This window comes from Anaerosporobacter mobilis DSM 15930 (assembly GCF_900142955.1).
Lineage (GTDB): Bacteria > Bacillota > Clostridia > Lachnospirales > Lachnospiraceae > Anaerosporobacter > Anaerosporobacter mobilis.
Window position 1 is genome coordinate 155,536 of record NZ_FRCP01000010.1, and the last position, 21,485, is coordinate 177,020.

The window sequence follows — 21,485 nt, forward strand, 5'->3', positions numbered from 1 at the left end:
TTGAATTTTATCCCTATGCTTCTGTATGTGATTCCGATAAAGATTGTTTTTTGCTAAACAATTTAGAATAATTAGGTACATATACAACAAAGTACATAATTATACATAAAATGAAAGCTGCAATTCCGTCAAAAACAGAGTGTTGTTTTAAGAAAACAGTTGCTAAACAAATTAAGACGCAAAGGACAAAGGAAGTTCGTCTAATCCAATGCTTGTTCTTTAATTTAGCGGAGTGCATAATTGCTAAGTGTATTCCTATGGAATTAAATACGTGAATGCTTGGACAGACATTCGTAGAAGTATCGGTTGAATATAGTTTCTTCGCAATATCTACCAGAAAGTTGTCTCTTGCAAATGTAGTTGGTCTTAGGTCTTGCCCATTAGGCCAAATAGTATAGATTGTTAAACAAACTGTCATACCAATAAAAAGGAATGCACAACATCTATAAAAGTCTTCTTTAGAAGTGAACAAAAAGTATGCAATCATACCTGCTACATATATAAACCAAAGGTAATAAGGAATGATAAACAGTTCATTAAATGGAATAAAATCATCTAATCGAATGTGTACGGCTGTATAGTTAGTAGTTACGGTTCTTTCTAGATAGAAGAACCATGGAAAATAAATAAACATATAAAGTAATACCCATGCATGTTTATATTTTTTCAGAAAATCTGTAATAACATTACCCTTAAGGGGAGAATGGGTAGGCTTATTTTGGTTTGTTTTACTCAACGGTATGCCGCCTTTCTATAATTAATCTAACTTATTTAGTTACTGATTAATAAACTAATGCCATAGGTGATTATAGCATAAGATAGGTAGGGGTGCAATGGATACAAATATGAAAAAAACTTAAGAATTCTTAATATTTTAAAAAGTAAGAAAATCAAAAGACATATGTTAGAAGATTTGATAATATAAGAAATATCAATTATAATGTAACTTATCGAAAGAAAATCAAGCACTCACGAAGAGAGTATTTGATTTTAGCCGATACGTTAGCGATAGAACGAAGTTCTTGAGCGTAGGATTACACGAAGTGTAAAACCGTTACAAATCAAGGGACTTGACTTGTAGGAGTCATAAGTTACCAAGAGAAATTGCAAGAAAGAGAGGTGTCCCGTTATGAAGGTGGCAGTTATAAGTGACATACATAGTAACCATTTGGCGTTAGAGGCCTGTCTTCGTTATATAGAGAAGCATGGAATTCAGAAAATAATACTACTCGGGGATTACGTAAGTGATTGCCCTAATCCTCAGACAACCCTAAAACTTCTAAGGAAGATTAGAGAGACGTATGAAGTTTGGTGTATCAGAGGAAATAGGGAAGAATATTTTATCAGACATGCAAAGGGGTATCCAGATGGCTGGGTATATGAAGCTAATACTGGAAATCTATTATATACATATGAGAATCTTAAGAAGGAAGACATTCGTTGGTTTGAAAGTTTATCTAACACGGGGATTGTAGAGATAGAAGGTACAGAGCCAATCATACTTGCCCATGGTTCGCTTAAGAATTCGCGTGAACTTCTATATGAGAATGAACAGAATACAAAAGATGTATTAGAAAGTATATCGTACAAATATATGTTATGTGGGCATTCCCACAAACAGTTTTCCTATGAATACAAGGGAAAGGTTATAATTAATCCAGGTTCGGTGGGGGTACCGATCGGGTGTAAGAAAAGTGCCCATATGGCTGTGATTGAATGGACTAATCATAAGTGGGAGTTTGAGTTTCAAACTATACCATATGATTATCAACAGTTAGTAGAGGAATTTGAAGAGAGTGAGATGAAGGATAAGGCCTATCTATGGATGCGTTGTATCTTGCGTTCCATAAAAGATGGAGTGAATTATGCTCCTACATGTGTGAAGAAGGCACATGATATTGCTGCCAAAGAGATGGAAGAGGTGGACTGGAACCATATACCGCCTCGCTATTGGAACGAGGCGGCAGAAGAGATGGGTATAATCTAACGAACATATCAGTTCTTACTGTTATAGAAAAACAGCAATTATTACGGTAAGAATACCGGATACACCAATTGCGATACCACTCATGGCTCCTTCAACTTCACCGAGTTCGATGGCTTTAGAAGTACCTGCGGCATGACTGCAAGTACCGATTGCAACGCCAGCGGCAACCTTATTCTTAATACGCAATAACTTAATTAAGATTGGGCACGCCATAGAACCAAAGATACCTGTTACAACAACAGCAGCAACTGTAATGGAAGGAATACCAGATAAACTTGTACTTACTTCCATTGCGATTGGAGTCGTAACGGATTTGGGTATCATAGATGCAGTAATCATAGAATCGATATCAAATGCTTTACACAATAGATATGTGCTTCCCATAGATGTCATACTACCAACGAGACAGCCAACTGCAATGGGAATGAAATTTTTCTTAAGTAATGTTATTTGTCTATAGATGGAATAAGCAATTACAGTTGTTGCGGGAGCTAGAAACATGGAAATTATATCACCACCTGCATTATAGGCTTCAAGCGGAATATCGAATATTGTAAGGATAGCAATAATAACTACAGTTGCCATTAACAAGGGGTTCAATATTGCAAGATTTGTCTTATCATTTAACAATTTACATATGATGTAGACGCCAAAACTTAAAGATAAACCGAAGAAGGGGCTATATAGAAATTCATTCATTTTTGTTTTCTCCTTTGTTCATAATTTTCATTACAGTAGTAACCGTAAAAGATGTTACTATAAATGTAATAATTGTAGTGATGATACAAATCAGAATAAGAATGAAAATCTTACCTTTTAGAAAAGAATATTTCTCAATAATCGCTACACCAGCAGGAACAAATAAGAATGCCATGATTCCTAATAACAATTCAGAGGTTTCATGAATGTGTTCGGGCTTAACAATCTTAGTTATTAATAAGATGAGTAGTAAAATCATGCTTATTAGACTGGATGGAAAAGTGAAGGGAAGTATGGAGGAGATAACGATTCCAACCAAACATAATCCGAAGATAATACAGAGCTGTTTTAATAATTTCATTTGTAAGTCTCCTATTTATAAAAGTGGCATTGTTATTAGTGGTTTTCATATTGCATCCTAGCACAGTTGATAATACACGTCAATTGTGAAGATGACGAATATGGGGCGTGTTTTTTTAGAAAAATCTATGGGTAATTCGTAAATTATTATATAAGAAAGGATGTAACTATTCAGTACTACTTTCTGAAAAAGCTGTTTTTCTTGCTAGTCAAAGGTGTTCTAGTTATGAAGTAGTTTTGAGTTGAGTAGTTACGAAAGGATTGGAGAGAATGAATATATTAAAATCAACACCCAGAGAAGATGGTTTTCATATGCCAGCAGAATATGAGAGGCACCAAGGGTGCTATATGATTTGGCCCGAGAGAGCAGACTCTTGGCAGTTCGGTGGGATTGCAGCGAAAAAAGAATTCGTTGAAGTAGCAAGAGCAATCCAAAGTTCGGAGCAAGTTACCATGCTAGTTAGTGATAAGGAATATGATACAGCAAGACGTATGTTACCAGAGGCAGTTCGTGTAGTAGAGATGTCAACAGATGATGCATGGGCTAGGGATTGTGGACCAACTTTTGTTGTTAATGATACAGGGGAAATCAGGGGAATAGATTGGTACTTTAATGCATGGGGCGGACTCGAAGATGGTCTGTATTTTCCTTGGGATAAAGATAATAAGGTTGCTAGAAAGATTTGTGATTTAGAAGGGAGAGATGTGTATAATGCAAGACATTTTGTATTAGAGGGAGGAGCTATTCATGTAGACGGGGAAGGAACGGCTATGGTTACAGAAGCTTGTTTGTTAAGCAAAGGTCGTAATCCAGAGATGACTAAGGCTGAAATAGAAGACATGTTAAAAGCATATCTTACTGTGGACAAGGTTATCTGGTTAAAGAATGGAATCTATCTGGATGAGACGAATGAACATGTAGATAATATCTGTGCATTCGTTAGACCTAGTGAGGTTGTTCTTTCGTGGACAGAGGATAAAGAAGATCCGCAGTATGCCATGTCTAGGAGTTGTTACGATATATTAAGTGGAGAAGTTGATGCGAAAGGACGTAAATTAATCATACATAAACTACCACTACCAAGCCCAATTTATATGACAGAGAACGATTGTGAAGGGATTGCATGGTGTGAAGATGAACCGACGAGGGAAGCGGGTGATCGGCTAGCAGCTTCTTATGTAAACTTCTACATTGCTAACTCCTGTATTGTTATGCCGGGATTTGATGATCCAATGGATGTGAAAGCAAAAGAAGTTCTTATACAGCTATTCCCTGACCGAGAAGTGATTCAATTACCTACAAGAAACATTCTTATAGGTGGCGGAAATATTCACTGTATCACACAACAAGTACCTGCGGGTAGATAACGACATCCTGTTGTGCACAGGCTTAATATAAAGTAAGATAGATAGAAGGTAAGATAATTAGACAGTAAAATGATAGACAGTAAGATAGGTAGAAAGGAAATTATGGAATGAGAAAAGTTAAAGTAGCGGCTACACAGATGGCATGTACTTGGGATAGAGAAGAGACATTACATAAAGCAGAATCACTTGTAAGACAAGCAGCGGGCCAAGGAGCGAATATTATCTTGTTGCAAGAGTTATTCGAGATGCCGTACTTTTGCCAGAAGGAAGTGTATGAGTATTACCGTTTAGCAACCTCACTTGATAAGAATCCTGCAGTGAATCATTTTAAGAGGATAGCTAAGGAACTTAATGTTGTGATACCTGTTAGTTTCTATGAAGCGGCGGGAAATACGACCTTTAATACAGTGGCGATGATAGATGCGGATGGAACAGTACTTGGAACCTATCGTAAGACGCATATTCCTTGTGGGGAATGTTATGAAGAGAAATTCTATTTCTCACCTGGGGATACTGGGTTCAAAGTATGGGATACGAAATATGGTAAGATAGGGGTAGGTATCTGTTGGGATCAATGGTTCCCTGAATCTGCTAGATGTATGGCTCTTATGGGGGCTGAGATCTTATTATACCCAACAGCAATTGGTTCGGAACCAGTTATGACAGTGGATAGTATGGAACATTGGAGACGTTGTATGCAAGGACATGCAGCAGCGAACATTATGCCGGTTATAGCATCTAATCGTATTGGAGTAGAGACGGAAGGGGATAGTAGTATGAAATTCTATGGATCCTCTTTTATAGCAGACGAGACAGGGGCTTTAGTTGCCAGCGCTGACCGCGAATCAGAAGCTGTACTTGTCGCAGAGTTCGATCTGGATGCGATCTGGGAGTTACGAATCGGTTGGGGAGTATTCCGTGACAGAAGACCGGAGATGTATGAGGCTATGTATCATCTGGATTCAAAAAGATAAGATGTAAACTTATATAGAGAATTAGCAGTGCGAATATTATTGAAGATAAAGATTGTTGTAAAACTACCTTTTAGAGTAGTTTTACAACAATCTTTTTTTGTTCAAGACTTATTAAGTAATGCTTATTTTTTATTCTTTTATAAATTCTTTAGAAATTCTTATGATTTTTATGTCGTTTAGATTCAGAACTAATTGGTAGGATGGTGGAAGATTGAGAGAGAAGGAGTAAAGTAAATTACTATGGATATAACGACATTAACAGAGTTTTTTAATTCGTACGGCGTACTTATTATATTTTTAATTGTTTTTTGTGAGTATTTGAATTTGCCAGGATTTCCAGCTGGTATTATTATGCCTCTAGCCGGTATATGGGCCTCTAAAGGGGAGGTTGGCATTGTAACAACGATGGTAATTAGTTTGTTCGCAGGTTTATGCGGAAGTTGGATGTTATATTTGATTGGAAGGTTCGGAGGAAATGTACTTCTTCCCAAATACTATAAGAGATTTCCGAAACAGGAGATAAAGATTAAGAGGTTAATTGAGAAGATTGAGAATAGAGGTAATTTATATATATTTATTAGTAAACTACTTCCTGTAGTGAGAACGTTGATATCCTTTCCAGCAGGAATTATTAAGATGAACTTCTTTCAGTTCACTGTTTATTCTGGTCTTGGAATTCTTATATGGAACGGGGTGTTTATTGGAGCCGGATACTTTTTTGGTGAACAGGTCATTGGTATATTAAGTTAAGAATAAGGGGGAAGAAAAGAATATGAAGATAGCAATTTTTACTAATAATTATGCACCATTTATAGGAGGAGTGCCAATATCAATTGAACGTCTTGCTAAGGGATTAAGAAGGATTGGGCACCAAGTTACAATCTTTGCACCAGACTATGAAGGTCATATGGACAGCAAACAAGATTTAGTAGAAAAAGATATCGTAAGATATAAATCACTAAAAAGAACGATTGGAGATGGAATGATTATTGGTAATTGTTTGGATCCGATTATAGAGAAAGAATTTCGAAAAGGAGATTTTGATGTTATTCATGTACATCATCCATTTTTAATTGGATACACAGCAATCTATCTAGGACATAAGTACAAAGTACCAGTTGTATATACTTACCATACCAGATATGAAGAATATCTTCATCACATCAAGAGTTATAGTAGATTAGTTAACAAGTATGAGGGAGAGAACCATCGTTTATTAAAAACAGCAGAGGAGAAACTGATCCATCTTGGAAAGGATAAGTTTGTACCATTCCATAACCGTGTATTTATGAATCACTGTGATCGAGTTATTGTACCTACCAATAATATGAAAGAGATTTTGGCATCACAGCAGATTAAGAGCAAGATGAATATTCTACCGACAGGGCTTGACGAAGAGGCATATAGAAACAATGATGAAGAATCCAACAAGATAAGAGAACAGTATATAGGTAATAAGAAATATCTACTCTGTTCGGTAGCTAGACTAGAAAAAGAAAAAAATATTGAATTTATTATTAAAGGAATATCCGAGTTAAAGAAAAGGTTGGGTAGCACATTTCGTTTGTTGTTAATAGGGGATGGTACGGAAAGAGAAAAGCTTGAGGAAATGGTTTGGGAATTAGATCTAGAAGATGAAATTAGTTTTCTAGGAACGTTACAACAAGATGAGATAACAAACTATTACAGAGCTTGTAATGCATTCGTATTTGCGTCAAAATCAGAAACACAAGGTATTGTCTTACTAGAAGCTATGGCAGCAAGCTTGCCTGTTGTTGCTATTAAGGCAAGTGGTGTGGAGGATGTAGTTTGTAATGGTGAGAATGGTTTTATGACAGAAGAGTCAGTCGCTGAATGGACAGAAAAGATTAATTTGATATTAACTAATCAGCAATTAGGAGAAAGATTACGCTGTCGTGCAAGTGTAACAGCAAGAGACTACAGTATGGTTCAAATAGCTAATCAAGCAGCCGCGTATTACAATGACATAATTAACAACAAGGAGGTTACAAGTGAAGTTGGCAAGAAGATTAAGGGAATTACAAGAGCAAAGTCTCGCAACTCTATCCTATATCTATCTAGAACTAATAGCCAGAACATGCATTATTAGACTTGATGGAGAAGAGAAAATGGTTGGTGACAAGATAGCAGGTTATTGGCATGGAGATAGTTATTCAAGTCAATTACTTATGCGCCATATGGGGAGGAGACATAATAAGGTTACGGTTCTTGTAACGGCCGATCGTCGCGGAGATTATATTGAACGAATGCTAGCTAGTTATCATGGAAATGTGTTACGAGCACATGATGGTTTTGGTATGAAGGAAGTATATAGAGAGATAATCGAATATGCGAAGAATGAAGAAGGTACGTTCGCGACTTCGTTAGATGGTCCTTTAGGTCCTTATCATGAACCTAAGAAATTGGTATTCTTTCTGGCAGAAAAAGCGAAAAAAGAGATGGTATTTTTACAGTTTAACTATAGCCATTGTATATCTATGAAAAATCGATGGGATCAGTACAAGATACCTCTTCCGTTTACGAAGATAACAATCAGGGTTAACGATTTAGGAATGATCACAAAGAAGAACTTGAAAGAATATAAAAATCTACTTCAAGAATTTTAAATTAGATGCAGTGCATTGTGTCTGAAAAATATGTTATGTTACGCTCTTTGTGCTCTCACAATCCTAAAATCATTCGAAATCCGCCCTGCTAGGGCTACTTTCTCATGTATTGAGTTCCCAAGGTCATGTTTTTTCATGTAAGCATGAAATCCATGACCTTGGGTTTCTAGTATCATATTATTTTTTTAGGTATTTATCCATCCACTTTGTAATTTCTTTTAATCGGCGTTCTCTATGAAGTGGTTTTCCAGAACGACTTAATTCATGGTTTTCACCCTTGAAGTAACAGAGTCTTGCATCAATACCGCGGTCCATGAGAGCGGTATACATCTGCATACCTTCAGACATTGGGCAGCGGTAGTCCTCATTAGAGTGGACGAATAGTGTCGGCGTAGTTACTTGATTTGCATATCGAAGAGGAGAGTGCCACCATAATTTCTCTTGTGTTTCATAGATGTTAGAGGCATTCTGATCTTCTGCAAAATAATATCCGATATCAGACGTTCCATAGAAGGAAATCCAGTTTGAAATCGAACGCTGAGAAGCGGCGCATGCAAAACGATTCGTATGTCCGATAATCCAGTTTGTCATAAATCCACCATAGGAACCGCCGGTAACACCAATGCGGCTTGGATTAATCTGCGGATATCTCTCTAATACCGCATCGGTGAAATCCATGATATTCTGGTAATCAACAGTACCGTATTTACCTCGAATATCTGCAAAATCACGACCACGGCCATCAGAACCCTTTGGATTACAGAAGAATACAAAGTATCCTTCGTTCGCCCAGTATTGCATCTCATGATAGAATACCTCTCCATAAACTGTCTTTGGGCCACCGTGTATATCAAGTATTGCAGGGTAAGTTTTACTAGGATCATATCCATATGGTTGTAGAACCCAACCATCGATGTCAAGGTCACCAGATGTGATTGTGATTTTCTCTGGTGTTGCAACGTATACATCAGATAACACGTCAGAATTAAAAGTACTAACTTGTGTAAGAGCTTCACCACTTAGGTTGCAAGTATAACATTCTTGTAGTTTATTATCATACATACCGATGCAGATAATGGTATCGCCTGCGATTGTAAAACCATCTACAGAACCTTCTTTGGTAAGAATAGGCGTAACCACACCGTCCTTCGTTAGGGAATAGATGTGAGAAGCATTTCTTCTAGTAGTAACAAAATATAGTACGTTATTATACATCTTCATGGAAGAGGAACTACCGTAGCGGCAATCACTTCCAACGGATGAATGTGTGCTTTCTTCATTCTCTGTCAGAAACGTCATCTCAAGGGTTTGCTTATTAATTAGATAAAAGTCAGTATTCTCATTGACACCATAGCGATCACCTTTGGAAGCGAAGAGCACAATACTATCATCAAATGCTTCTATATGATTGATAGAATACTCCGTTCCTTCATATAGAGGAGTTGTTTCTTTTGTTACTATGTTATAACGGTAGAGGCAATCATATACTTCACGTTTTTTGGTATAGTTAGCACCAGTGTAATAAATCATGTTACCATCTATAATTGCCTGGGATACATCAAGAGTAGGTGAGGTAATGGCTTTGCATCTGTTTGTCTCAGCATTATATAGGAATAGTCTGGTACGGGTTTTATTAATAAACCCGCCGCCATTAAACCAGAATGGAAGTTCATCTAATACCTCGTAATCCACTTCTTTTTCTCTTGACTTTGCGACCGCTTCTTTATCCTCTTTACTCAAAAGGTAGTAATCTGGATATGTACAATCAATAGATCCTGTTACAAGATATAGATCTTTTTTTATTAATTGTAGTTTTTGGGCTGAAAACGGTAATTCGAAGGATTTCTTAGCTTCTCCACCGTGAATATTAATTTCATAGATCGGTGTGAATTCTTCCATAGCAGCAACACGTTTCTTGTCTGCTTCGCTTCTTACGGAAGGAAAAAGAATGGTTTCATCATCTTTCCAGATAAAAGAGCGCTCTTTCTCTAACGCGGTTAATTGGAGAAAGCCACCTTGCTCTTTTACCCATATATTACTGTTATAACAATTGTCTTCTGGATTACAAGTAGAGACTGTAATAGCAGTAGCTTTTTCACCTGGTGAGCTTGCTATTCCAGATAAAAATCGGTATTTAAAAAAATCATTTCTTTGTAATTGTTTCATAGAAATATCATCCTTTCTTGTAGTGGTAGGTTGATGCAGATGCCACCCTACCTCGATGGTAATTGCGATTGTAATTAATATGAGTTTATTATAATGTAAACTTCATAAAATAACCATGAGGGATATTACTATATTTTTGTGTATTCTTATAGTTGATGTGCTACTTTGGACAACTAATAAGCTTGTTATCAAAGCGATAGTAGTCATATTTTTGATTATCTTGTCCAATAATAATTTCTAATTTCTTCAATTGTAATTTATATCAAAACATGGTAAGCTAGTGAAAGCTACTAATAACGTGAGAATTATACAAAAGATGCTATTTGAGATATTACATATAAGGGCATGTTATTTAGAGCATAATTGCGCTTAGTTATCATATGTTTAGATAGGAATTAAGCAAAATTATAACTATTCTGGAACCTTACTAAAGAACGGGATACCTGAATAGTTATCGAATCATATAAGAAAGGTTGTGATGTTAGGGTTGGAAAAAAAGCTGACACTGTATGGCTTTAACAACCTCACAAAAACACTTAGCTTCAACATCTATGATGTTTGCTATGCAAAAAGTGAGCGAGAGCAAAAAGATTATATCAGATATATTGACGAGCAATATAACTCGGACAGATTGACGAAGATATTATGTGAGGTAACCAATATGATTGGTGCACATATACTTAATATCTCTAAGCAGGATTATGAACCACAAGGAGCGAGTGTAAATATACTTATTGCAGAAGATTCACTCGCAACGGAGAACATTGATGAATCCTGTAATTTAGGCAAATATGTAACGGAAAAACGTGACATGGTACATGCTCATCTTGATAAGAGTCATGTAACGGTACATACCTTTCCTGAATATCATCCGGATAATGCAATTTCCACTTTTCGTGTAGATATTGATGTATCTACGTGTGGTGAAGTATCGCCACTAAACGCTTTAGATTACCTGATTTCAAGCTTTGACTCGGATATCATAACCATTGATTACCGAGTACGTGGTTTTACGCGCGATGTTGAAGGTAAGAAGTTTTTTATTGACCATGATATTACTTCAATACAAAACTACATTGATGAGAAGACGCTTGGGCGTTATGATGCCATCGATGTGAATGTATATCAGTCTAATATTTTTCATACAAAGATGCTAATTAAAGAGATTGAATTGCAGAACTATCTATTCAATCAAGATGCTTATGAACTTCCACCAAAACAAAGACTTGCCATATCTGACAGTCTACGTAAGGAAATGATTGAGATTTTTAGCGGTATGAATATCTACTAGGAGGAAATCATGGAAAGACTATCACAAGAACGTATGCCTTTATATGAGGCTCTAAAACAACATGATTCCAAAAGGATTGCCCATTTTGACGTACCTGGACATAAGGGGGGACGAGGAAACAAGGAGTTAAAACATTTCCTTGGAGAGACTTGTCTTCGCCTTGATGTCAATTCAATGAAACCGCTTGATAATCTGTGCCATCCGGTATCGGTTATAAAGGAAGCACAAGAATTAGCAGCGGAAGCATTTGGTGCAGATGAGGCATTCTTTATCGTGAACGGAACAACGGCTGCAGTGCAAGCGATGGTTATGTCCACTTGTAAGGCAGGCGACAAGATTATTATGCCTAGGAACGTACATCGTAGTGCGATTAACGCATTAGTTGTATGTGGAGCATTACCAATCTACATTAATCCAGGTATTAACAAGGAACTTGGAATACCTCTTGGTATGTCGGTGAAGGACGTAGAAGAGGCTATTAATAGTAACCCAGAGGCGAAAGCAATTCTAGTTAACAATCCAACCTATTATGGCATCTGTTCTGATCTTGGGCAAATTGTTGCCTTGGCGCATGAACATAATATGCTTGTATTAGTTGATGAAGCCCATGGAACACATTTTTACTTTGGTGAAGACATGCCAGTTTCGGCTATGGCAGCAGGTGCTGACATGGCTGCTGTTAGTATGCATAAAACAGGGGGTTCTCTTACGCAGAGCTCTATTTTATTATGCAATAAGAGCATGAATGCTGATTATGTAAGACAAGTTATTAATCTTACGCAGACTACAAGCGGTTCTTATCTTTTGATGTCTTCTCTTGATATAGCAAGGAAGAACCTTAGTATGAACGGCAAGGAGATGTTTCGTAAGACCGTAGAGTTTGCACAATATGCTAGAGACGAGATTAATAAATTAGGTGGATATTATGCATTCGCCGAGGAACTTGCTGACGGGGATGCAGTATATGCTTTTGATAAAACGAAATTGTCCATTCATACAAGAGCGGTTGGACTTGCTGGTATCGAAGTGTATGATTTACTTCGTGACGAATACGATATTCAAATTGAATTCGGAGATATTGGAAACATCCTAGCAATAGTTTCAGCGGGAGATCGTAATCTAGAAATAGAACGATTGATTTCTGCTTTATCTGAGATTAAGAGACTATATGAAAAGGATAAAACGGGTCTATTTGACCATGAATATATTAACCCAGATGTGGTTATGGCTCCACAACAAGCATTCTATGGAGAGAAACACTCTGTTCCAATCATAGAAAGTGCTGGTGAAATCTGTGGAGAGTTTGTAATGTGTTATCCACCGGGAATCCCAATCTTAGCACCAGGCGAAAGAATTACAGAAGATATCGTGAATTATATCCTGTATGCGAAGGAAAAAGGTTGTTTTATGACGGGTACACAAGATATGAAGATTGAGAATATAAACGTAGTTACAAAAAGTTAGGAACTGATAGTAAGGAAGGCAATTCGATTTGATAAGCTGACCTATGTAATTGCGAAATTCTCAGTATCCTCAAAGAATTTCGCAATTATTAATTGTGAATAAGAGGAAGGAATGACGTTAATGGAACTATGGTTTACAGAGGAACATACAAAGAATGTCCGATTCTCCATTAAGGTAGATAAGCAGCTTGTTAGTAGACAAGGAGACTTTCAAAGAATCGATGTATTCGAAACAAAGGAATTCGGTAAAGTACTAACATTAGATGGGTTTCTTATGGTTACGGAGAAAGATGAATTCATCTATCATGAGATGATTACACATGTACCAATGGCAGTAAATCCAGATATTAAGAAGGTATTAGTAATTGGTGCAGGAGATGGTGGAACCATACGTGAATTAACCAGATATGAGAAGGTAGAACGTATCGATATGGTTGAGATTGATAGAGAAGTAGTTGCCGTATGTAAAGAATATCTGCCACAAACTGCATGTAAATTAGAGGATGAGAGAGTTCACATTCATTATGAAGATGGCTTGAAGTTCGTAAGAAAGCCAGTGAATGAATATGATTTAATCATTGTAGATTCTACAGATCCTTTTGGACCGGGAGAAGGTCTCTTTACAAAGGAATTCTACGGAAATTGCTTTAAAGCTCTAACAGAGAGAGGAATTTTAATCAATCAACATGAAAGTCCTTATTATGAGAATGATTTGAAAGCAATGCAGCGTGCGCATAAGCATATCAAATCTGCATTCCCTATAAGTACGGTTTATCAGATGCATATACCAACGTATCCATCGGGCCATTGGCTATTCGGTTTTGCTTCAAAAGGGTTATCGCCAACTAAGGACCTGAATGCTGAGAAGTGGAATGGGTTAGGTCTTAAGACAAAGTATTATAATACTAATTTACATCTTGGTGCATTCGCATTACCAAACTATGTGATGGAATTACTTGAGGAAAGTAGTTTATGAGTAAAGTAAAGATTTCTGTAACTGAAAGCAGGTGTAGAGGTGGATACCTGAAGAAAGGGGATATATTTATCGTGGATGATTTGTGTCCTCCAATTTGTCATGAATTATGGAACAATATATATCCATCGTTATATGCGCTTAAGAATGGTGCAACACTTGATTATGGGACAGAGCGTAGAAGAATGTTTGAAGCAAAATGCCCAGATGAAGGAAGAGTTTGTATTCACTGTGAGGTAATTGAATAGATACGGGATTCAGATAGCTTTATATGAATGTAGTAATCTACTCTAAAATGTGCAAAGTTTAAATATGTAAAAGAAAAATAATAACAATAAATAATAACAATAAATAATACCATTAGAAAAGGAGGAAGGAACCACATAAGTGATTATCAGCGTGGGATAATCGCTTAAGGTAGTGTGTTCCGATTATAAATATGGGAAAAGCGTTAATCATCGGTGCTGGTGGAGTTGCCAGCGTAGTAGTACATAAATGTTGCCAAAATTCAGAGGTATTCGAAGAAATCTGTATCGCAAGTAGAACAAAATCAAAGTGCGATGCGTTAAAGGAAAAATTAGATGGTGGAAAGACAAAAATTACAACGGCACAGGTTGATGCGGATAATGTAGAAGAATTAGTAGCATTAATTAACGAAGTAAAACCTGATCTTGTAATTAATGTAGCACTTCCATATCAAGATCTTACAATTATGGATGCATGTTTAGCTACTAAAGTAGATTATATGGATACTGCAAATTATGAGCCATTAGATACAGCCAAATTTGAATACAAGTGGCAATGGGACTATAGAGAACGTTTTGAAAAAGCAGGAATTACAGCTTTACTTGGTTGTGGCTTTGACCCAGGTGTAACTGGTGTATTCTCTGCGTATGCGATGAAACATTATTTTGATGAAATTCATGAAATCGATATCCTTGACTGTAATGGTGGAGATCATGGTTATCCATTCGCAACAAACTTCAATCCTGAAATCAACATTCGTGAAGTATCTGCTAAGGGTAGTTACTGGGAGAATGGTGAATGGGTTGAGACAGAGCCAATGGAAATCAAGAGAGTGTATAATTTTGACCAAGTTGGTGAGAAGGACATGTACCTTCTTCATCATGAAGAATTAGAGTCTTTAGGAATTAATATTAAGGGAATTAAGAGAATTCGTTTCTTTATGACTTTCGGACAAAGCTACTTAACACACCTTAAGTGCCTTGAGAATGTAGGAATGACTTCAATCGAACCAATTGATTTCGAAGGCAAGAAGATTGTTCCATTACAATTCTTAAAAGCAGTTTTACCAGACCCTGCATCATTAGGACCAAGAACAGTTGGTAAAACCAACATCGGTTGTATCTTCAAAGGTATGAAAGATGGACAAGAGAAGACTTACTATGTTTATAATGTATGTGATCATCAGGAATGTTACAAAGAAGTTGGTTCACAAGCCATCTCCTATACAACAGGTGTTCCAGCAATGATCGGTGCTGCTATGGTTATGACCGGTAAATGGAAGAGACCAGGTGTATTCAACGTTGAGGAATTTGATCCAGATCCATTCATGGAAGCCTTGAATGAATATGGACTTCCTTGGATAGAAGATTTTAACCCAACACTTGTGGACTAATGAGCGGGGGGACGCAAAACTCTTTATAGGTGCAACAAGGTTTCTTAAGCTAACATATGATATCACGAAACATGCTACGTACCTAAGTACTACGCTATCATTTCTTAGATATCATATGTCAGTTAAGAAACCAGTGTTACGTTTTAAGAGTTCTGCTGTTTACTCGTGTAGTGAATAATATGGGATTTATAGATGTTTGGGAAGCGACTTCTTAGGACTATGACCTTTTTAGAAGGTAATATAGGTTCTCATATAATGGATGTAATTATTATATATAGAGAGAGATAAGAAAGAGGATTTCATGAATCAATTTATTAAAGAAAGAGATGTTGTAATTTATGAGGGAATAGAGATTCCTTTAGATATCATTAAACAGTTTCCAACTCCTTCTTATGTTGTGTTTGAAGAACTTGTTGAGCGTAATGCTCAGATTCTAGAGGGGGTTATTAAGAGAACAGGTTGTAAGATACTATTGGCGCAGAAAGCTTTCTCTATGTTTTCGGTATACCCGTTATTAGCCAAGTATCTAAGTGGTACGACGGCAAGTGGATTATTCGAAGCTAAGCTTGGAAGAGAAGAGTTTGGTAAAGAAGTTCACATCTATTCTCCTGCTTACAAGGAGGAAGAATTTGATGAGATCCTAAGTATCAGCGATCATATTGTGTTTAACTCTATTGAACAGTGGACAACTTTCAAAAATCGAGTAAAGGCTGTGGATAAACACGTATCATGCGGACTGCGAATTAACCCGGAATATTCTGAAGTGGGTGTTGATTTATACAATCCATGTTTTGAATATTCTAGATTTGGTGTTACCCTTAAGCGATTAGAAGAAGAAGTTGAGAAAAATCCAGATGCGCTAGAAGGGTTAGAGGGATTTCATTTCCATGCGATGTGTGAACAGGGCTCTGAGGTATTAGAGCGTGTTCTTAAGGCCGTGGAAGAGAAGTTCTCGCCGTATATGAGGCGGCTAAGATGGATTAATTTCGGTGGTGGGCATCATATTACAAAACAGGATTATAATATCCAGTTATTAGAGAAACTGATTGTACATACGAAAGAAACGTATGGAGTAGAAGTATATCTTGAACCTGGAGAAGCGGTTGGAATTGATACAGGAGTATTGGTTACGAAAGTACTTGATTTTGTACAGAATGGAATGGATATCGCATTGCTAGATACCTCAGCAGCGTGCCATATGCCCGATGTACTAGAGATGCCATACCGTCCACAAATTATAGGTGCAGACGAACCTAGAAAATTAAAATATACGTATCGTTTGTCTAGCTCAACATGTCTGTCAGGAGATGTAATTGGAGATTATTCTTTTGATGAGCCCTTGCATAAGGGGGATAGGCTTTTGTTCTGCGATATGTCCCACTATTCCATGGTTAAAAATAATACGTTCAATGGCATTAATTTGCCTTCAATTGTATTGTATAGCAGAGAAAGAGGAATAGAAGTTATTAAAACCTTTGGTTACGAGGACTTTAAGGGAAGGTTATCATAGGCGGGGGATTTTTAGTTTCTCACCATTACAAAGCGTTTTGCAATGGATTAGATTTGATTTAATAGGAAGGAGCTACTACCAAGCTAACTCATTGTTAGTTTGGTAATAGCTCCTTTGTTTAATACATAGAAAAATCGTGAGTATGTTGAGTATGCTTTCTTTTGTTCATATGCCTATTGATCTTCAATTACATCATAACGCTCAAAGAATTTATCTTCTCCGCATACGATTCTATCACCAGCAGCTTCTGTAATAATATAATCACCATTCTTGATAAAAGAACGACCGCGTCGTGTATCAATATATGGACATACGACAGTACCGTCTTTACGAGTTAACGAAACTAGATTATCGGTCTTTATCCAACCGTTAACGACCATTTTGCTCCATAATTCAAATCCATCTTCGATACCTTGATTCAGTTCATATTGGACTGCTTCTACAGGTAAACGAGTCCGTAGATACTTCATAAACTCACGTCCTTTCTACTGCTATTTGATATATATTATACATGAATTCATAATGTATAACAATGGGACAGTAGAACCTAATGTCGACAATATATTTGTGTTTTAGCTCATTCCTTCAATTGCCTACTTTGATTTATTAACCCTTCTTTTTTAAGAAGGATAATTTGGTTTCGGAAACAACAATGGAGATGAATATCAATATAAATCCTATTACAAGTCGTACAGTAAGTTTATCACCAAAGAATAATACAGAGAATAATACTCCGAATACAGATTCCAAGCTTAGAATTAAGGAAGCTGATGATGGAGGGGTGTATTTTTGACCGACATTTTGTAATAACAGTGCGGCTGCAGTTGCAAAGCAAACTAAGTATAAGATTCCAATAATTGAACCTGCCGGAATATCCGATATCTTAGGAGCAGTCTCGAAGAGGAGAGTAACAACCAAGGAGAAGATGGCTGCGAAACCAAATTGCAAAATCGTTAAAAGAATAGCATCTCTACCTTGGGTTAGTTTGGCAACGGCAACCATATGTATAGCGAAGAAGAAACCGCCGAGTAGGGTGAGTAAATCACCAGTTCCGATTGTAAGGTTTTGTGTTAATGATACAAATCCAATTCCTGCAAAGCAAAGTAAAGCAGCAAGGAAATTATATCGGTCTGGGCGCGTATGGTTAACAAACCAATATAGGAATGGAACGACAACACAATAGATTGCAGTTAAGAAAGCATTTTTACCCGGAGTGGTATTCGTTATACCGATTGTTTGGGAACAGTATGCAATGAATAAGAAGAAACCGATAATAGCACCTGATACTAAGTAGTCCCTATTAATTAAGTGAAGTCTTTTGTGATAGATTACACTTAACAATAAGCAAGCAAGGAAAAACCGTACAGCTAAGAGCATATTAGGTGGAAGTACGTCTACCGTGTTTTTTACAATAATAAAAGAACTACCCCATATTATAGCGGCCATAAAAAGAGCTAATCTTGCTAGTAGAGAAATGTTTTTTATTTTCATAGTGCACATCCTTTGTCTTTTTGTATAAGTAGCATTTAACAAGGTATTTACTTAATGCGTAATACTACAATAGTATAATCATATAAGAAACTCCCAGCTTCGTCTACAGCAAATTATCCATTTATTTTATTAACTAAAGTAATCAGTATATACAGCAAATAAGCATATGAAAATTATGATTGTTAGGTATTATTTGAAAGAATTGACATCCGTATGATTCGACAATATAATTAGCTCATTATGCTTCAAAAAACTAAACTTACAAATGGGGATGTGCAAGGATTATGCTAAAAGAAAAGATGAGATATCTAAGTAATCGTGGACTACATCGGCAATCAGAGTCGGTGTTCGAAGGAATTTCCAATGGTAGAAAGAAAGCGTTAGATAATTGGTTTAAGGATCAATGGAGGCAGATTGAGAGTATTGAGAAGTCATTGCGATCATCCTCAGATGAGCGGGAGGCTTTTGAAGAGATTATTGCAGATGTGCAAAATCGATACGAAGACTTTCTGGAAATATTCATCGTGGATGAGAAGGGGATTGCTATTGTATCTTCCTTTACTCCTCATAACGGTAAGGATTATAGTAGCTTTCCAAATTATGAAAAAGCAAAGAATAAGGAACGATATATGTATGGACCTTATTGCGACAAGATGACAGTAAGCATTCAAGCTGAGAATAAGTTATTTGTTGATGAAGTGACCTTGATGTTTTCTTCTCCGTTTGAGAATAATGGTACGGACTATACTCTCTATGTAAGAATACTCAATGATGATATGTCTAATGTGATACAGGAAGAGGATACACATGTATATAAAGAATCAGGAGATAACTACCTCTTTATGATTCGGAATAATAGAGGAATATTGTCTGGAACTGCCATATCAAGAAGCAGATTCGAAGATCGGACATTTACTCATGGCGAGAATTTAAAAGATGGAGTTAAAACTTCGAGATGGGGAACGGTTCAGATTAAGGAACATACGGAGTTTGAGATACGTTTTACTGATCCGGCAACGAATGAACTTCATCCTGGAGTGCAAGCAACTATAGATAAAGGTGAAAACCTTGATTGTTGGCCGGGATACCCAGACTATCGTCACATCTTAGTTGGTGGTAAGGGGACGAAAGTTATACCACCTTATTCCGATGAAGTATGGGGAATGATGTGCGAGGGGGATATTGCCGAGATTTATAAGTTTCATGGATTATCTAGAATTATGCCACTTAGTATGGCATTCATAACCGCTATTATTGCTGTAATTAGTTTGCTAGTGGGAGAATATCTTACAACTGCAATAACAGGGGTGATATATATAGGAGTTGTATCACTAGCTATGTACATATTAACCAAGAAGTTCATTGTTAAGCCTATTAATAACACAGTTAAAATTCTAAGAAATATAGCAGAAGGAGAGGGAGACCTTACCAAACGTGTAACAATTAATGCGCCAAATGAAATAGGTGAACTGGGCAGATGGTTTAATAAGTTTATAAGCAATCAGATGTATATGATACGTCGAGTTGGGAATTCTGTTAGGTCAGAACAGCATGCTATAAAAAGGGTAACAAGAGCATCTAAGAAAATAGAGGGAAGTATCGCTAGTATCGAAGATACGATTAATGTGTTAACAAATAATTCCATTGAGCAAAACACGCTGTTTCGTAATACACAGACAGAAGTATTAAAGATAGCAGATTCCTTCCAGAAAAACGAAGGACTTCAAACTATGATGAGAGAGATTCAAAGTAAGACTGCAAGTACTAGCGAGGCTGCTGATTCTGCCAAGGACGTAACGAAGCAGGTATTATTGTCTATTGATGAGTTGGAATCTGCTATGGGTAAGGCCGTAACAAGTATTGGTCAATTAGAAGAAAAATCACAACAGATTACGAATATCGTAAGCACGATTGCAAGTATTAGTAATCAGACGAACCTCCTTGCATTAAATGCTTCGATTGAGGCAGCAAGAGCAGGAGATGCAGGTCGCGGATTTGCAGTTGTAGCAGAAGAAATTAAGAAGTTATCAACAGACACGCAAGAAGCAACCAAAGTGATTGAAGGATTGATATGTGCGATTCAAGAAGAAATCGGTGATACGAACTCTAATATCGAGGTGATTGATGAGAAAGTTAAAGTAAGCGTTAAGAGTACAAAAGAAAGTACGAAAGCAGTTGAACTGGTTGTTGACGTATCAAACAGTATAGCAACAATTCTAGATATTATGGAAGATGAGAATGCAGTCATAATGGAAGTTAGTAGTAGCATATCTGACATGGCTAGCAAGAGTGAAAGGAGCGTTCGGATTGGAGAAGAAAGCAATCAATTGGCGAAAGATAGGATTCAGGATATTATGAAACAAGTGGAGAAATTAAAGAAAGTTTTAGAGGGGTTAGAGTATTCCTCTAACGATTTAGATGAGATTGTTGGAGCGTTCCAAGTTACGTCTTAATTATATAATAAGCGTTGCATAAAATTCTTATAGTAAGCATAGATTGTAAAAACAAGGTTACTAGGGGGACTCCTCTTGAAAGGGTACATAGAAGAGCGAGCAGTCGATATAGCAAATTATATTATCGATTACAATGCAACAGTAAGGCAAACCGCAAAGAAATTTGGGATTTCCAAATCAACGGTACATAAAGACGTAACGGAACGACTTCCATTCATTAATCGCGCTCTTGCCGAACGAGCACGTATTGTGCTTGATTTGAACAAGTCAGAGAGACATATTCGAGGTGGTCTTGCAACAAGAGAGAAATACCTACACAGAGTAGGAGAAAGATAATTTATAAGAGCTATTGTACTAAGGGATCTTGGTATGATGGCTCTTTCTTATGTATTAGTAAATTAGGTGTACCTTGACAAGGTGAGTGGTATGTTCCTATAATGATAAAGTAACCTAGAATTAGTACTATAGACCTAAGTCGATGTTC

General features: G+C 36.8%; 20 protein-coding genes. 14 read left to right on the top strand and 6 right to left on the bottom strand.

What is annotated here, in order from left to right; translation table 11 throughout:
* Window positions 1-13: 13 nt before the first annotated feature.
* Window positions 14-634, bottom strand: a complete 621-nt coding sequence (locus BUB90_RS10245) for a phosphatase PAP2 family protein (RefSeq protein ID WP_170865476.1) — start codon at window positions 632-634, stop codon at window positions 14-16.
* 495 nt (window positions 635-1,129) lie between these two features.
* On the opposite strand from BUB90_RS10245, the gene BUB90_RS10250 reads away from it, so the two are divergent.
* Complete coding sequence (locus tag BUB90_RS10250) at window positions 1,130-1,987, top strand: metallophosphoesterase family protein (protein WP_073287143.1); 858 nt, start codon at window positions 1,130-1,132, stop codon at window positions 1,985-1,987.
* Between the two features lie 21 nt (window positions 1,988-2,008).
* Here BUB90_RS10250 and BUB90_RS10255 read toward each other — a convergent pair whose 3' ends face one another.
* Together BUB90_RS10255 and BUB90_RS10260 are read right to left on the bottom strand one after the other, a co-directional pair.
* Window positions 2,009-2,686 carry an LrgB family protein gene (locus tag BUB90_RS10255; protein ID WP_073287148.1) on the bottom strand — a complete coding sequence of 226 codons (678 nt, stop codon included), beginning with the start codon at window positions 2,684-2,686 and terminating at the stop codon, window positions 2,009-2,011.
* Window positions 2,679-3,047, bottom strand: coding sequence for a CidA/LrgA family protein (locus BUB90_RS10260; protein WP_073287152.1), 369 nt, complete (start codon window positions 3,045-3,047; stop codon window positions 2,679-2,681). The genes BUB90_RS10255 and BUB90_RS10260 overlap by 8 nt, the downstream gene beginning before the upstream one ends.
* Window positions 3,048-3,316: 269 nt before the next feature.
* On the opposite strand from BUB90_RS10260, the gene aguA reads away from it, so the two are divergent.
* The 5 genes from aguA to BUB90_RS10285 all read left to right on the top strand — a co-directional run bounded on the left by aguA (window position 3,317) and on the right by BUB90_RS10285 (window position 8,015).
* Entirely contained in the window at window positions 3,317-4,414 is a 1,098-nt protein-coding gene (gene aguA / locus BUB90_RS10265; protein WP_073287155.1) for an agmatine deiminase, read from the top strand.
* 107 nt (window positions 4,415-4,521) lie between these two features.
* Entirely contained in the window at window positions 4,522-5,388 is an 867-nt protein-coding gene (gene aguB / locus BUB90_RS10270) for an N-carbamoylputrescine amidase (RefSeq protein WP_073287159.1), read from the top strand.
* 240 nt (window positions 5,389-5,628) lie between these two features.
* Window positions 5,629-6,138 (top strand): DedA family protein, encoded by a 510-nt coding sequence (locus BUB90_RS10275; RefSeq protein WP_073287162.1) that lies wholly within the window; start codon window positions 5,629-5,631, stop codon window positions 6,136-6,138.
* 22 nt (window positions 6,139-6,160) lie between these two features.
* Window positions 6,161-7,498 carry a glycosyltransferase gene (locus tag BUB90_RS10280; protein WP_073287167.1) on the top strand — a complete coding sequence of 446 codons (1,338 nt, stop codon included), beginning with the start codon at window positions 6,161-6,163 and terminating at the stop codon, window positions 7,496-7,498.
* Entirely contained in the window at window positions 7,407-8,015 is a 609-nt protein-coding gene (locus tag BUB90_RS10285; RefSeq protein WP_139241742.1) for a hypothetical protein, read from the top strand. Before BUB90_RS10280 ends, BUB90_RS10285 begins: the two co-directional genes overlap by 92 nt.
* 177 nt (window positions 8,016-8,192) lie before the next feature.
* On the opposite strand, the gene BUB90_RS10290 is transcribed toward BUB90_RS10285, so the two are convergent.
* A complete protein-coding gene (locus tag BUB90_RS10290; RefSeq protein ID WP_073287170.1) occupies window positions 8,193-10,181 on the bottom strand; it encodes a S9 family peptidase in 1,989 nt (662 codons plus the stop codon).
* Window positions 10,182-10,668: 487 nt separating this feature from the next.
* On the opposite strand from BUB90_RS10290, the gene speD reads away from it, so the two are divergent.
* The 6 genes from speD (at window position 10,669) to nspC (ending at window position 17,057) form a co-directional block, all read left to right on the top strand.
* Window positions 10,669-11,472 (top strand): adenosylmethionine decarboxylase, encoded by an 804-nt coding sequence (gene speD, locus BUB90_RS10295; RefSeq protein ID WP_334292892.1) that lies wholly within the window; start codon window positions 10,669-10,671, stop codon window positions 11,470-11,472.
* A 9-nt stretch (window positions 11,473-11,481) separates the two neighbouring features.
* Window positions 11,482-12,936, top strand: coding sequence for an aminotransferase class I/II-fold pyridoxal phosphate-dependent enzyme (locus BUB90_RS10300; protein WP_073287176.1), 1,455 nt, complete (start codon window positions 11,482-11,484; stop codon window positions 12,934-12,936).
* A 120-nt stretch (window positions 12,937-13,056) separates the two neighbouring features.
* Window positions 13,057-13,911 (top strand): polyamine aminopropyltransferase, encoded by an 855-nt coding sequence (gene speE, locus BUB90_RS10305; RefSeq protein WP_073287484.1) that lies wholly within the window; start codon window positions 13,057-13,059, stop codon window positions 13,909-13,911.
* Window positions 13,908-14,156: a TIGR04076 family protein gene (locus BUB90_RS10310; RefSeq protein ID WP_073287179.1), complete on the top strand. Its 249-nt coding sequence runs from the start codon at window positions 13,908-13,910 to the stop codon at window positions 14,154-14,156. Before speE ends, BUB90_RS10310 begins: the two co-directional genes overlap by 4 nt.
* A gap of 191 nt (window positions 14,157-14,347) precedes the next feature.
* A complete protein-coding gene (locus BUB90_RS10315) occupies window positions 14,348-15,547 on the top strand; it encodes a saccharopine dehydrogenase family protein (RefSeq protein WP_073287182.1) in 1,200 nt (399 codons plus the stop codon).
* A 301-nt stretch (window positions 15,548-15,848) separates the two neighbouring features.
* Window positions 15,849-17,057, top strand: coding sequence for a carboxynorspermidine decarboxylase (gene nspC, locus BUB90_RS10320; protein WP_084139191.1), 1,209 nt, complete (start codon window positions 15,849-15,851; stop codon window positions 17,055-17,057).
* A gap of 173 nt (window positions 17,058-17,230) precedes the next feature.
* Here the strand turns inward: nspC and BUB90_RS10325 are convergent, their stop codons facing one another.
* Together BUB90_RS10325 and BUB90_RS10330 are read right to left on the bottom strand one after the other, a co-directional pair.
* The gene (locus BUB90_RS10325; protein ID WP_073287185.1) at window positions 17,231-17,527 is read right to left on the bottom strand and encodes a hypothetical protein; all 297 of its coding nucleotides are present in this window, start codon (window positions 17,525-17,527) and stop codon (window positions 17,231-17,233) included.
* Between the two features lie 136 nt (window positions 17,528-17,663).
* Window positions 17,664-18,548, bottom strand: coding sequence for a DMT family transporter (locus BUB90_RS10330; protein ID WP_073287188.1), 885 nt, complete (start codon window positions 18,546-18,548; stop codon window positions 17,664-17,666).
* Window positions 18,549-18,832: 284 nt separating this feature from the next.
* Between BUB90_RS10330 and BUB90_RS10335 the strand changes: the two genes are divergently transcribed.
* Together BUB90_RS10335 and spoIIID are read left to right on the top strand one after the other, a co-directional pair.
* The gene (locus BUB90_RS10335; protein WP_073287191.1) at window positions 18,833-21,001 is read left to right on the top strand and encodes a methyl-accepting chemotaxis protein; all 2,169 of its coding nucleotides are present in this window, start codon (window positions 18,833-18,835) and stop codon (window positions 20,999-21,001) included.
* 75 nt (window positions 21,002-21,076) lie between these two features.
* Entirely contained in the window at window positions 21,077-21,337 is a 261-nt protein-coding gene (gene spoIIID, locus BUB90_RS10340; RefSeq protein ID WP_073287194.1) for a sporulation transcriptional regulator SpoIIID, read from the top strand.
* Window positions 21,338-21,485 lie beyond the last annotated feature (148 nt).